Source organism: Streptomyces sp. LUP30 (genome assembly GCF_001746365.1).
In the GTDB taxonomy this organism is placed as follows: domain Bacteria; phylum Actinomycetota; class Actinomycetes; order Streptomycetales; family Streptomycetaceae; genus Streptomyces.
In genome coordinates this window covers 269,463-282,258 of the sequence record NZ_MJAJ01000002.1, presented here as the reverse complement: position 1 = coordinate 282,258, position 12,796 = coordinate 269,463, and the positions used below count along the sequence as shown (strand labels likewise).

General features: G+C 70.9%; 13 protein-coding genes. 7 read left to right on the top strand and 6 right to left on the bottom strand.

Annotated elements, in window-relative coordinates; all coding sequences use genetic code 11:
- Positions 1-15: 15 nt before the first annotated feature.
- The 3 genes from BG482_RS03165 to BG482_RS03155 all read right to left on the bottom strand — a co-directional run bounded on the left by BG482_RS03165 (position 16) and on the right by BG482_RS03155 (position 2,958).
- Positions 16-1,095 carry an amidohydrolase family protein gene (locus BG482_RS03165; RefSeq protein WP_069767268.1) on the bottom strand — a complete coding sequence of 360 codons (1,080 nt, stop codon included), beginning with the start codon at positions 1,093-1,095 and terminating at the stop codon, positions 16-18.
- A 98-nt stretch (positions 1,096-1,193) separates the two neighbouring features.
- Entirely contained in the window at positions 1,194-2,156 is a 963-nt protein-coding gene (locus tag BG482_RS03160) for an electron transfer flavoprotein subunit alpha/FixB family protein (protein WP_069767267.1), read from the bottom strand.
- A 40-nt stretch (positions 2,157-2,196) separates the two neighbouring features.
- Positions 2,197-2,958, bottom strand: coding sequence for an electron transfer flavoprotein subunit beta/FixA family protein (locus BG482_RS03155; RefSeq protein WP_079141558.1), 762 nt, complete (start codon positions 2,956-2,958; stop codon positions 2,197-2,199).
- A 161-nt stretch (positions 2,959-3,119) separates the two neighbouring features.
- On the opposite strand from BG482_RS03155, the gene BG482_RS03150 reads away from it, so the two are divergent.
- Genes BG482_RS03150 through BG482_RS03120 form a run of 7 tightly spaced genes read left to right on the top strand, consistent with a single transcriptional unit; the run spans position 3,120 to position 10,110 of the window.
- Positions 3,120-4,442: a phenylacetate--CoA ligase family protein gene (locus BG482_RS03150; RefSeq protein ID WP_069767265.1), complete on the top strand. Its 1,323-nt coding sequence runs from the start codon at positions 3,120-3,122 to the stop codon at positions 4,440-4,442.
- On the top strand, positions 4,442-5,152 hold the full coding sequence (locus BG482_RS03145; protein WP_069767264.1) for a hypothetical protein: 711 nt from the start codon (positions 4,442-4,444) through the stop codon (positions 5,150-5,152). The genes BG482_RS03150 and BG482_RS03145 overlap by 1 nt, the downstream gene beginning before the upstream one ends.
- Positions 5,153-5,175: 23 nt before the next feature.
- Positions 5,176-6,087, top strand: coding sequence for an SDR family oxidoreductase (locus tag BG482_RS03140; RefSeq protein ID WP_069767263.1), 912 nt, complete (start codon positions 5,176-5,178; stop codon positions 6,085-6,087).
- 1 nt (position 6,088) lies between these two features.
- On the top strand, positions 6,089-6,565 hold the full coding sequence (locus tag BG482_RS03135; RefSeq protein ID WP_069767262.1) for a Zn-ribbon domain-containing OB-fold protein: 477 nt from the start codon (positions 6,089-6,091) through the stop codon (positions 6,563-6,565).
- On the top strand, positions 6,562-7,710 hold the full coding sequence (locus BG482_RS03130; protein ID WP_069767261.1) for a thiolase family protein: 1,149 nt from the start codon (positions 6,562-6,564) through the stop codon (positions 7,708-7,710). The genes BG482_RS03135 and BG482_RS03130 overlap by 4 nt, the downstream gene beginning before the upstream one ends.
- A gap of 40 nt (positions 7,711-7,750) precedes the next feature.
- The gene (locus BG482_RS03125; RefSeq protein WP_069767260.1) at positions 7,751-8,995 is read left to right on the top strand and encodes an acyl-CoA dehydrogenase family protein; all 1,245 of its coding nucleotides are present in this window, start codon (positions 7,751-7,753) and stop codon (positions 8,993-8,995) included.
- Positions 8,992-10,110 carry an acyl-CoA dehydrogenase family protein gene (locus tag BG482_RS03120; protein WP_069767259.1) on the top strand — a complete coding sequence of 373 codons (1,119 nt, stop codon included), beginning with the start codon at positions 8,992-8,994 and terminating at the stop codon, positions 10,108-10,110. The genes BG482_RS03125 and BG482_RS03120 overlap by 4 nt, the downstream gene beginning before the upstream one ends.
- Positions 10,111-10,168: 58 nt before the next feature.
- Here BG482_RS03120 and BG482_RS03115 read toward each other — a convergent pair whose 3' ends face one another.
- Genes BG482_RS03115 through BG482_RS03105 form a run of 3 tightly spaced genes read right to left on the bottom strand, consistent with a single transcriptional unit; the run spans position 10,169 to position 12,777 of the window.
- Entirely contained in the window at positions 10,169-11,326 is a 1,158-nt protein-coding gene (locus tag BG482_RS03115; protein WP_069767258.1) for an acyl-CoA dehydrogenase family protein, read from the bottom strand.
- A gap of 30 nt (positions 11,327-11,356) precedes the next feature.
- Positions 11,357-11,869: a DoxX family protein gene (locus BG482_RS03110; RefSeq protein WP_069767257.1), complete on the bottom strand. Its 513-nt coding sequence runs from the start codon at positions 11,867-11,869 to the stop codon at positions 11,357-11,359.
- Positions 11,866-12,777, bottom strand: coding sequence for an SDR family NAD(P)-dependent oxidoreductase (locus BG482_RS03105; protein ID WP_069767256.1), 912 nt, complete (start codon positions 12,775-12,777; stop codon positions 11,866-11,868). The genes BG482_RS03110 and BG482_RS03105 overlap by 4 nt, the downstream gene beginning before the upstream one ends.
- Positions 12,778-12,796: the final 19 nt, after the last annotated feature.

Below are 12,796 nucleotides of genomic sequence, written 5' to 3'. Positions count from 1 at the left end.
TTCCGCCGGCGCCGCTCAGACGGCCGCCTCCTGGGGAGTCTGCTCCGGCAGGCGGAAGAGTTCGTTGAAGGTGCCGCGTGTGACGCGCTCGCGGATGTCGTCCGGCACGCCGTCGAACAGGTCGTGGAGCGTGGACTGGGTGTGGCCGTAAGTGCCTTCCAGGTGGGGGTAGTCGTCGCCCCACATCACGTTGCGGTAGCCGGTCGACTCGACGATCTCCACCGAGCTCTTGTCGTGCTGGAAGGAGGCGTACACCTGCTGCCTGATGATCTCGCTGGGCAGCCGGCTCAGCTTCGGCCGGACGAACATGCCGTGCTGGCGGTAGGCCTCGTCCATCCGGTCGCCGATGGCCGGCATCCAGCCCGCGCCGCCCTCCGCGATGAGGATCCTCAGGTCGGGGTGGCGGTCCAGCGCGCCGCCGGCGACCATGTGGGACACGACGCGCATGCCCGGGTACGTGGTCTCCATGTAGTTGACGACCGCGCCGCCGGGTCCGCGGAAGACGACGTTCTGCGCGCCGGTGCCGATGTGGAAGCCGAGCACCAGTCCCGCCCGCTCGACCGCGGTCCACAACGGCTCCCAGCGGTCCAGGGCGTACTCCTCGCCCGGTCGTGTCGAACACGGCAGGAAGACCGCCTTGAAGCCCAGCTCCGCCACCCGCTCGACCTCGGCGACCGCGTCGTCGATGTCGGCCGTCGAGACGCACGCGGTGGTGATGACGCGCTTGTTCTTGCTGAGGATCTCCTCGTGGGCCCAGTCGTTCCAGGCCCGCACCGTCTCCCGGGCGAGCTCCCGGTCGGTGATCGACACGAGCCAGAACCCCATGGAGGGGAAGGCCAGTTGACCCCACACGCCCTCCTGGTCGAGGTCCTTGAGCCGGACCTTCAGGTCCCAGGCGCCCGGCGGACGCATCGCGTCCATGAAGTCGCCGAGCTGCCGGTCGATGCGCTCGCCGTCGATGTAGAGCATCTCGTACTTCTCGCCGCGCTCGCTGCGCGGCGCCCGTGTGCCCAGCCGCGCGGACAACCGCGCGGTCCACACGTCGGCGGGCTCCATCACATGGGAGTCCCCGGAGTTGACCCAGATCTTCGTCATGACACTCCTTCGGGTCAAGGCTGCACGCATCAATGGATGCAATCAGTTAGCGATTTTAGTTGTATGGTCGGCTGAAGGGAAGGCCGGGCCGTGAAAGATCAGCTCCGGCGCCGCTCGATCTCGTCCGCCAACTGCGGCAGCACCGCGAACAGGTCCCCGACAACGCCGTGGTCGGCGAGCTCGAAGATCGGTGCGTCGGCGTCCTTGTTGACGGCGACGATGGTCTTGGACGTCTGCATGCCCGCCCGGTGCTGGATCGCGCCGGAGATGCCGGCGGCGAGGTAGAGCTGGGGGGAGACCTGGGTGCCTGTCTGGCCGACCTGGTGGCTGTGCGGGTACCAGCCCGCGTCCACGGCCGCGCGGGACGCCCCGACGGCCGCACCGAGCGCGTCCGCGACCCGCTCGATGAGGGCGAAGTTCTCGGCGCCGTTCACTCCGCGACCGCCGGACACCACGATGTCGGCCTCGGCCAGCTCGGGCCGGTCGCCGCGTTCCCGCGGTGTGCGGGACAGGACCCGGACGGCCTGCGAGGGCGGCCCGAAGGTGACGTCCTGTTTCTCTGTGACGGGTTCGGCGGGGGCGGCCTCGGGGGCGGTGGCGTTCGGCTTGACCGTGATCACCGGCACGCCCTGGGTGACGTGCGCGGTGACCTGGTACGTCGCGGCGAACGCCGACTGCTCGGTGACCGGCCCGCCGGGTCCCGCGGTGACATCGACGGCATCGGTGATGAGTCCGGAGCCGAGCCGCAGCGCGACCCGTGCGGCGATCTCCTTGCCGTCCGGCCCGGACGGCAGCAGGATCGCGGCCGGGCCGGTGCGCTCGGCGAGCTGTGTGAGGGCGTCCACGACCGGGGTGACGAGGTACTCGTCGACCTCGGGGGCGTCCACGACATGGATCTTCCGGGCGCCGTACCGGCCGAGAACCTCGGTCGCGCGGTCCGCGCCCGGCCCCAGGAAGACGGCCGAGGGTTCGCCCAGGCGGCGGGCCAGGGTGAGCAGTTCGAGGGTCGGCTTGCGTACGGCACCGTCGACGTGGTCGACGAGGACGAGGATCTCGGCCACGGTGATGCAACTCCTTCGGCAGATATTTCGGGGCGGGGGGTCAGATGAACTTCTTGACCGTGAGGAACGCGGCCAGTGCGATGCCGCCCGTTCCCTCGTCGGCGACGATCTCGCCCTTGGTGCGCGGCGGGCGCCGGGTCGCGGTGTCCACGGCCGACCGGGCTCCGGCCGCGCCGACCTGTGCGGCCTCGATGCCGAGCTCGGCGAGGCCGAGAGTCTCGACCGGCTTCTTCTTCGCGGCCATGATCCCCTTGAAGGAGGGGTAGCGGGCGTCCCCTGAGCGGTCGGTCACCGAGACGACGGCGGGCAGGGCGCCCTGGATCCGTACGGTCGCGCTGTCTCCCTCGCGGCGCCCGGTGACGGTTCCGTCCTCGATCTCCAGGTCTTCGAGATGGGTGACGGCCGGGACGCCGAGCCGCTCGGCCAGCAGCGCGGGCAGCACGCCCATGGTGCCGTCCGTCGAGGCCATCCCGCACAGCACGAGATCGAAGCCGTGCCGCTCGATCGCCCTGGCCAGCACCAGTGACGTACCGAACGCGTCGCTGCCCTCGATGCCCTCGTCGCTGACATGGATCGCCGAGTCACCGCCCATGGCCAGGGCCTTGCGCAGGGCGTCACGCGCGTCGTCCGGTCCGACGGTGAGATAGCTGATCTCCGCGTCGGCGTCCGACTCGGCCAGGCGCAGTGCCTGCTCGACGGCGTACTCGTCGAGTTCGGACAGCAGTGAGTCGACCGACGTCCGGTCGGTGGTGCCGTCCTCGGTGAAGGTGCGGTCCGCCGTGGCGTCGGGCACGTGCTTCACGCAGACAACGATCTTCACGACAGCCCTCCTGTGGTTGAATGAGTTCTAATAGTTAACTATATAGATCGATGGAGCGCGAGTCTCGCGTCTAATCCGTCCAATTGGTTGACTGATTGCGCTGATAGCTGGAAGATCTGGGCACTGAGCCGCGAGGAGGCGCCATGGTCGGTGACAGGGACACCGCTGACAGGTACTTCGAGCCCCAGGTGGAGACCATGCCGCGCCAGGAACTGCGCGCGCGGCAGGAGGAACGACTCCTGGAGCTCGTGGAGTACGCCTACGCCAACTCGGTGTTCTACCGCGAGCTGTGGGACGAGCACGGGGTCCACCCCCGCGACATCCAGTCCCTGGCGGACTTCCGGGCACGCATCCCGTTCATCACCAAGGACATGATCCGCGCCTGCCGCAGCCGTACCGGCGATCCCTTCGCCGGCCTGCTCTGCGTCCCGGTCGAGGAACTGACCTCGGTCTCCTCCAGTTCCGGCACCACCGGCGACCCGGAGTTCTTCGCCGAGATCTGGCAGGACGCCCCGCCCCTGGTGACCGCACAGGTAAGGGACCTGTGGGAGCTGGGCCTGAGACCCGGCGACCGGGTCCTGAGCCCGCCCGGCACCTTCCGCAACTTCATGGACGCCGGCTTCCAGGCGCTGGGTGCGGTGGTCATCGAGGTCGACACCTGGATGGGCAACATGACCGAGGTCGTCGAGGCGCTGCGCACCTACCGACCCGCCTACCTGCAGATGATGTATCCGCAGATGGTGGAGCTGGAACACCTGTCCGAGACGACCGACCTGAGGGAAGCCTTCTCCTCCCTCAAGGGAGCCTCCTGCGCCGGCCAGCCCCTCAGCCGGAAGATGCGCGAGCGGATCCGCGGCGACTGGGGCATCGACGTCTACGAGTACACCAGCGCCGCCGACACCGGCACCGCGTGGGAGTGCCGCGAGCACGACGGCTTCCACCTCTGGGAGGACACCGTCTTCGCCGAGTGCGTCGAGGTCGACGAGCACGGCTGGCACGACGTCCCCGAGAGCGACCTCGGCGAACTGGTCGCCACCGACCTGGACAACCGGGCCGCGCCGCTGATCCGCTACCGCAGCGAGGACCTCGTCCGCCTCTCCCGCGACACCTGCGGCTGCGGGCGCACCCACGCACGCATGTGGGTGGCCGGACGGCGCGGCGACGAGACGGTGGTCCAGGGGCGCTCCGTCGTCCTGCGGGACGTCTGGCAGGCGGTCGAGGACCAGCCGGAGACCGTCGCGGGCGTCTTCCAGATCGTCCGGGACCGGCGCGAGGTCGACGAACTGCGGCTGCGCGTCGGCTACGACCCCCATCTCACCGGCGACGTCGACGCCCTGGCCGGACGTCTGAGCGAGGCCGTGCGCGAACGGACCGGAGTCAAACCGGTGCTCGACATGCGCACCGAGGAGGACCTGTTGAAGACCATGACCAGCGTCGCCAAATTCCCCCGGGTGGTGAAGACCTGATGGCCCGCGCCGACACCCTGGCCCGTGCCAGGACGCTCGACCGGCCCGAACTCGCGTACCTCCTGCGCTTCCCCACCGCCGACGGCATGCGGGACCTGGAGCTGACCTGGGCGGAACTCGCCCGCGACACCGAGTGGGCCACCGCACGGCTGCGCGAACACGGCCTCGCCGCCGGGCAGCGGGCCCTGCTCACCGCCTCCGGCTTCGAGGGCTTCTGGGGACTCGCGGTCATCGGCGCCCTGCGCACGCTGAAGGTGCCGTACGGCATCGCCGAGGCGATGGGCTGGGACCACCGCCGCACCGCCGTCTTCCACCGCGAACTGACCCCGCACGCGGTCATCGGCCTGTCGGCGGAGACGCTGGAAGGGCTCGCCGGCACGGCCGACATCGGTGAGATGTTCCGGTCCACGCCCGTCGTGCTGGCCCGGCCCGCCGCCGTACCCCTGCTGCGGGCGGTGGGGGTGGCCGCCTCCGTGATCTCGGCGGTGGGACCGGCTCTCGCGCTGGAGTGCCCCGAGCGGAGCGGCGCCCATGTCAACGCCGCCGAATGGCGGTTCGGCGAGCGGGACGGACAGCTGACCGTGGCCGCGGGGGAGGGCCGCACCTCGCCCCTGCCCGAGACACCGCTCGGCGTCACCGGACGCGTCGTCGCGGGCCGCTGCGGCTGCGGCAGCGACAACCCGCGAGTCCTGCTCGCCCAGGCCAACTGACCTTTCCGATGGAGGAATCGAGCATGTCTGAAGGAGTGGTCGAAGGCCGGATCGCGGTCGTCACCGGCGCCGGCAACGGGATCGGCCGGGCGCACGCCCTGGCGTTCGCCGCGCACGGGGCGAAGGTCGTCGTCAACGACCTGGGCGGCGGACGGGACGGCGCGGGCGCCTCCGCCGGACCCGCCCAGAGCGTGGTCGACGAGATCGTCGCGGCCGGCGGCGAGGCGGTGGCCAACACGGACGACATCTCCACCTGGGAGGGCGCCGGCCGGCTCGTCCGGCAGGCCGTGGACACCTACGGCGGTCTCGACGTACTGGTCAACAACGCCGGCATCCTGCGCGACCGGATGATCGTGTCGATGACCGAGCGGGACTTCGACAGCGTGATCGCCGTCCACCTCAAGGGCAGCTTCGCCACCCTGCACCACGCGGCCGCGTACTGGCGCGAGCGCGCCAAGTCCGGAAGGGACAACGACGCCCGGGTGATCAACACGACCTCCCCGTCCGGCATCTTCGGCAACCCCGGCCAGTCCAACTACGGCTCGGCGAAGGCCGGCATCGCCAGTCTCACCCTCATCGCCGCCGCCGAACTCGCCCGCTACGGCGTGACGGTGAACGCCATCGCGCCCACCGCACTGACCCGGCTCACCGACGACATCGAGATGATGAAGCAGGCCGCCGAGAGCCAGGACCTGACCCCCGAAGCCATCTCGCCGCTCGTGGTGTGGCTGGGCTCGTCCGTCTCGCGCGAGGTCACCGGCCGGGTGTTCGGCGTCGTCGGCAACCGCATCACGGTACTGGAGGGCTGGGTCAACGGGCCCACCGCGAGTGCCGACACCCGCTGGGCGCCGGAGGAGCTGTCCTCCGTCGTCCCGAACCTGGTGGCCAAGGCGGCTCCGAACGCCGACGTCCTGGGCAACCGGAACGGAGCCTGAGATGGCCACGGCACAACGCCCCGTCGCGGAGGGCCTGTTCACCTGGCCGCCTGCCGCCGCACCCCTCCGGCTGATCGGCTCCGAGTGCAGGGTGTGCGGCCTGGTGAGCTTCCCGGCGGCCGCGACCTGCGTCCGGTGCGCGAGCGACGAGTCGAAGGAGCGGCTCCTGGCGGACCGCGGCACGCTGTGGACGTACACGACGCAGGACTTCCGCCCGCCGTCCCCGCCGTACGACGGCCCCGAGGCCTTCGAGCCGTACTCCGTCGGATACATCGAGCTCCCCGGCGAGCTGCTCGTCGAGGCGCGACTGACCGAACCCGACCCCGACAAGCTGTGGATCGGGCAGGCCATGCGGCTGACGCTGGTGCCCTACACGGTGCAGGACGACGGCACGGAGGTCATGACGTTCGCGTTCGCCCCGGCCGAGGAACTCACGGAGATCGAGGAACCCACCGGGACCGAGGAGGAGGCGTCATGACCGAGGCCGTCATCATCGGGGTGGGCCTGCACCCCTTCGGGCGCTTCCCCGGCAAGCCCGCGCTGGACATGGGCGCGGACGCGGTACGGCTGGCCCTGGCCGACGCGGGCGTGAACTGGCCGCAGATCCAGGGTGGTTACATCGGCAGTTACGAGGTCGCCAACCCGGACGCGATCGTCGGCCGGCTCGGCCTGACCGGGGTACCCCTGCGCGGTGTCTTCAACGGTTGCGCGACGGCCGGTACGGCGGTGGCGCTGGCCGCCCGCGCCATCGAGACCGGCGAGCACGACCTGACCATCGCCATCGGCCTGGACAAGCACCCACGCGGCGCGTTCGCCGCCGACCCGTCCGTGGCCGGCATCCCCTCCTGGTACGGGCAGACCGGGCTCTTCCTCACCACCCACTTCTTCGGCATGAAGATCAACCGCTACATGCACGAGCACGGCATCTCCCACGAGTCGCTCGCCCGCGTGGCCTCCAAGAACTTCCGCAACGCGGCCGGGAACGAGAAGGCCTGGCGCCGCACGCCCCTGTCGGCGGAGGAGGTCCTCGCCTCCCCGGTCCTCAACCACCCCCTGCGTCAGTTCATGTACTGCGGCCCGAACGAGGGCGCGGCGGCGATCGTGATGTGCCGGGCCGACCAGGCCCACAAGTACACCTCCACACCCGTACGGGTACGCGCCACCGCCCTGCGCAGCCGCAGGCTCGGCGCGTTCGAGGTGCAGAGCCCGTCGTTCCCGGTCGGCGAGGCCGTGGACAGCCCGAGCGTGGACGCCTCGCGGGACGCGTACGAGCGCGCGGGCATCGGCCCCGAGGACGTCGACGTCGCCCAGCTCCAGGACACCGACGCCGGTTCGGAGATCATCCACATGGCGGAGAACGGCCTCTGCAAGGACGGCGAGCAGGAACGCCTCATCGCCGAGGGCGCCACCGAGATCGGCGGCTGGCTCCCGGTCAACACCGACGGCGGACTGCTCGGCAACGGGGAACCGATCGGCGCGTCCGGACTGCGCCAGATCCACGAGATCGTCCTCCAGCTGCGCGGCACGGCGGGCACCCGCCAGATCCCCGGCACACCGCGCGTCGGCTACACCCACCTGTACGGCGCGCCCGGCGCGTCGGCGGTGACGATCCTCTCGACCTGAGACCGGCCTGAGATCGACCTGAGAGCAGCAGGGACCCGCCATGGAACAGGACATGCAGGACTTCGCCGCCGAGGCGCGCCGCTTCCTCGACGCGCACGCGGCGAAGGCCCCCGACCGCACCGCCTTCACCTGGGGCGAGGGCGACGACTCGATGGCGTACTTCAGCAGCCTCCCGCCCGAGGAGGAGCACGAGCACGTCCGCCGGGCACGCCTGTGGCAGCGGATCCGCCACGAGAACGGCTTCGGCTGGATCACGGGACCGGTGGAGTACGGCGGCCGGGGCCTGACCCCGGTCCACGACCTGCTGTACGACGCCGTCGAATCCGAGTACGACGTGGCCGACACCGGCGTGCTGAGCGTGGTGGGCCTCGGCATGATCGGGCCGACGCTCCTCGCCCACGCCCAACCGCACGTCAAGGACCGCTGGCTGCCCGCGATGTACCGCGGAGACGCCATCGCCTGCCAGCTGTTCAGCGAGCCCGGGGCAGGATCCGACCTGGCGAGCGTGGCGACCCGGGCCGTCCGCGAGGGCGAGGACTGGGTGCTGAACGGGCAGAAGGTGTGGACCTCGGTCGCCCAGCACAGCCAGATCGGCCTCGCCCTCACCCGGACGAACCCGGACGCGCCCAAGCACCGCGGCATCACGGCGTTCCTCGTCCCCATGGACGCCCCCGGAGTCGAGGTCCGGCCGCTGCGGCAGATGACCGGCGGCGCGGACTTCAACGAGGTCTTCCTCACCGACGTACGGGTCCCCGACGACCACCGGCTCGGCGAGGTCGACGGCGGCTGGACCGTCGCCCTGACCACCCTGATGAACGAGCGCGCGACCGTCGGCAGCGAGGGAGTCGGTCCGGTGGCCGCCGCCCTGTCCCCGGACCGGCTCTCCGCGCTCATGCGCGCCACCTGGACGTGGGACGACCGCGCCCTGCGCGCCCGCCTCGCCGAACTCCTCGTGGACGTCATGGCCACCCGGCATCTCAACGAACGCGCCCTGCGCAAGCTGCGCGGCGGGGTGGCGCCGGGCCCCGAGATGTCCGTGTCCAAGCTGATGTACGCCCAGAACCTCACCCGTGCCGCCCACTTCGTGGCGGACGCCCTCGGCCCGCGCGCGATCGCCGACACCGGCCAGTGGGGCACGTACGCCTGGACCGAACTCCTCCTCGCCACACCGGCGTTGCGCATCCTCGGCGGCACCGAGGAGATCATGAAGAACATCCTCGCGGAACGGATCCTGGGCCTGCCCAAGGAACCGGTGACCGCCGCTGCCAAGGAGGTGCGGCCGTGACCGCCGACGAGAGCGAATTGCGGGAACTGCGGGCATCCGTACGGGAGTTCATGGATGCCAAGTCGCCGGAGGATGCCGTGCGCAAGCTCATGGAGAGCGAACCTCGCTTCGACCCGGCCGTGTGGTCCCAGGCGGCCGACCAACTGCGGCTGCCGGCCCTTGCGATCCCGGAGGAGTACGGCGGTGACGGCTTCGGCCTTGTCGAACTCGGCGTCGTCCTGGAGGAGATGGGCCGCGCGCTGTTCTGCGCGCCCTTCTTCGCCACCGTCCTCCTGGCTGCCCACGCCCTGCTGGCCTCGGGGGACGAAGAGGCCTGCGCACGCCTCCTCCCCGGCATCGCCGCCGGACGCACCACGGCCACCCTCGCCGTCGCCGAGGACCACGGCTCCTGGGACCCCGCCATGGTCTCCGCGCGCGCCGTGCCGGACGGCGACGGCGGCGGTTGGACCGTACGGGGCCGCAAGTGCTTCGTCGTCGACGGTACGACGGCAGACCTGATCCTCGTCGTCGCCCGTACCGTGGCAGGCCCCACGCTCTTCGCGGTGGAGCGGGACGCCGCGGGACTCACGGCGGAACCGATGGAGACGCTGGACGCCACCCGGGCCATGGCCCGGGTGACCCTGGACGCCGTGCCCGCGACCCTCGTGGGGTCGGAGGGGGTGGGCGGCCGCATCATGGCCAGGGTCCTCGACATCGCCTCGGTCGGGCTGGCCGCCGAACAGGCGGGCGGGGCACGGCGGTGCCTGGAGGCGAGCGCGGACCACGCCCGCGTCCGTCATCAGTTCGGCCGGCCGATCGGCTCCTTCCAGGCGGTCAAGCACAAGTGCGCCGACATGCTCGTCCAGGTGGAGCTGGCCGAAGCGTCCTCCCGTGAGGCGGCGCGGCTGGCCGACGAGGGTTCCCCGGACTTCCCCGTTGCCGCGGCCGTGGCGCACGCTTCCTGCTCACGGGCGTACATGGTCGCCGCTACGGAGAACATCCAGGTCCACGGTGGCATCGGGTTCACCTGGGAGCATCCGGCCCATCTGTACTTCCGACGGGCCAAGTCCTCGCAGCTGCTGTTCGGGGGCCCGGCGGTGTACCACGAGCGGTTGCTGGACAGGCTCGGGATCTGACAGACGCCACATGGGTGAGGGGCTCCGGGTGACCCGGAGCCCCTCACCCATGTGGCGCTCAGCCGCGCGCCGCCTCCCCCAGCAGTGCCTTCGCGATGATGACCTGCTGGATCTGGCTGGTGCCCTCGTAGATGCGGAACAGCCGGGCATCGCGGTAGAAGCGCTCGACGGCGACTCCGCGCATGTAGCCCGCGCCGCCGTGGATCTGCACGGCGCGGTCCGCGACCCGCCACACCATCTCGCTGGCGAAGTACTTCGTGCAGGACGGCCCGATCTTGGTGTCCGTGTCGGCGTCGAAGGCGCGGGCGGCCTCCAGGACGGTGGCGCGGCCCGCGTAGTAGTCGGTCTGCGAGTCCGCGATCAAGCCCTGGACGAGCTGGAAGGAGCCGATGGTCCTCCCGGCCTGCTTGCGGGTGCTCGCGTACGCCACGGACTCGTCGACCAGGCGCTCGGCCATGCCGACCATCAGCGCGGAGATGTGGACCCGTCCGTGCGCGATACAGCCCATCGCGGTGCCGAAGCCGCGGTTCAGGCCGTCCTCGCCGCCGACGAGCGCGGAGGCCGGCACGCGGACGTCGTCGAAGTACACGTCCGCGGTCCAGGCGCCGAACTGGCCCATCTTGTGGTCCTTGGGAGCCACGGTGAGACCGGCGGCGCCGGCCGGGACCAGGAAGGTGGAGATGCCGCGGGTGCGCGGTGCGTCGGGGTCGGTGCGGGCGAAGACCATGAACACGTCGGCGAGCGGGGCGTTGGTGATGTAGCGCTTCGCGCCGTTGATCACCCAGTCGTCGCCGTCGAGATGTGCCTTCGTGGTGAGCGTCGAGGGGTCGGAACCGGCCTCCGGCTCGGTGAGCGCGAACGACGCCAGAACCTCACCCGACGCGATCCTCGGCAGCCACTGAGCCTTCTGTTCCTCCGTACCGCCGACCATGAGGACATGACCCGCGATGCCGTTGTTGGTGCCGAACATCGAGCGCAGCGACGGGGTCGTGTAGCCCAGCTCGAACATCAACCGGGCCTCTTCGAGCATCGACAGACCCAGTCCGCCGTACTCCTCGGGGAGCGCGAAACCGAACAGACCCATCTTCTTGGCCGCCTCGCGGATGTCCGGGGGCATCTCGTCCTTCTCGTCGATCTCCGCCTCGAGCGGCACGACACGGTCCCGCACGAAACGCCGGACCTCGGACAGCACCGCGCTGAAGTCAGCCGCGTCCATGTCGACTCTCCCTTGTTGCCCTCATCGGTCTCATCGATCTGTCTCGTCCGGCTCGCGCTCCGGCCGGTAGCACAGTGCCAGCAGTGCCGCCGCGCTCGCGGTGCCGATCCCGGCCGCCAGCAACGCGTGCCGCGTGTCGGCGCGTCGGCGGTGCAGCAGGCCGTCCAGCGAGTACCGGCCGTTGCCCAGCGCGGCCAGTGCGACGGCCGCGCCGCCCACGACGCCGGCGTACTCCCAGCCACCCTTGAAGACGAAGAAGCCCTTGCCGCGGTGGTCGGTGCGCGCGGCCACGGTCATCAGGCCGACGGCCGCCGCTGCGGGGAGGGGGTTGGCGGCGCCGAGCGTGATGCCGACGCCCGCCGCCATCTCGGTGCCGGCCGCCATACGGGCGTGCACCTCGGCCGGCCGGAGGCCCAGCGCCTCGAACCAGCCCGTGGTGCCCTTGAGCCCGCCCGGTCCGGCGACCTTGTTCCAGCCGTGCGCGAAGAGCATCGGTCCGAGGGTCGCGCGCAGCACGAGGGCGGCGGTGTCGTGGCCCTTCACTGGCCGACGCCCGTCGCCCGGCCCACGGGAACGGCGCCGTACAACTGCGGTACGGCGTCGACGAGTTCGTCGTAGGTGAGGGCCTGTCCTGACCGGCTGGGGTGGACGGCGGCGACGGTCCAGCCCTGGAGGCGGTTGAGGCGGTTGCCCTCGATGCGCAGGACCTGGCCGGTCAGCCAGGCCGCGCTGTCGGAGGCCAGGTAGACGACGACTCCGGAGGCGTTGGCCGGGTCGCGCGGGTCGAAGCCCTCGGTGGCCTGGAGGGACTCGCCGACGGCCAGCCCGTCCGTCATCCGCGTCGCGGCGATCGGTGAGATGGCGTTCGCGGTGACACCGTACTTGCGCATCTCCAGGGCCGTGAGAACGGTGAGTCCGGCGATCCCGGCCTTCGCGGCCCCGTAGTTGGACTGGCCCTGGTTGCCGAACAGGCCGGTTCCGGAGGTCGTGTTGATCACGCGGCCTGCCACGCGCTCGCCTCGCTTGGACGCCTCACGCCAGTACGCACACGCGTGCCGGGTGAGCGCGAACGTGCCCTTGAGATGCACCGCGATGACGGTGTCGAACTCGGCTTCGGTCATCGAGAACAGCATGCGGTCGCGCACGATGCCCGCGTTGTTCACGACGATGTCGAGGCGGCCGAACTCGTCGACGGTGTCCGCGACCATGGTCTCGGTCGCCGCCCAGTCCGTCACCGAGGAGTGGTTGGCGATCGCCCGGCCACCGAGCTTGGTGATCTCGGCGACGACCTCGTCGGCGGGGGAGTCACCGGTCTGCTCGCCGTGTATGCCGGAGCCGAGGTCGTTCACCACCACGGTCGCGCCGGCCTCGGCGAGCGCCAGACAGTGCGCCCGGCCAAGGCCTCTTCCGCCGCCGGTGACGATGGCGACCTTGTCGTCGAGGATGCCCACGCCGTACCTCCAGGGTTGA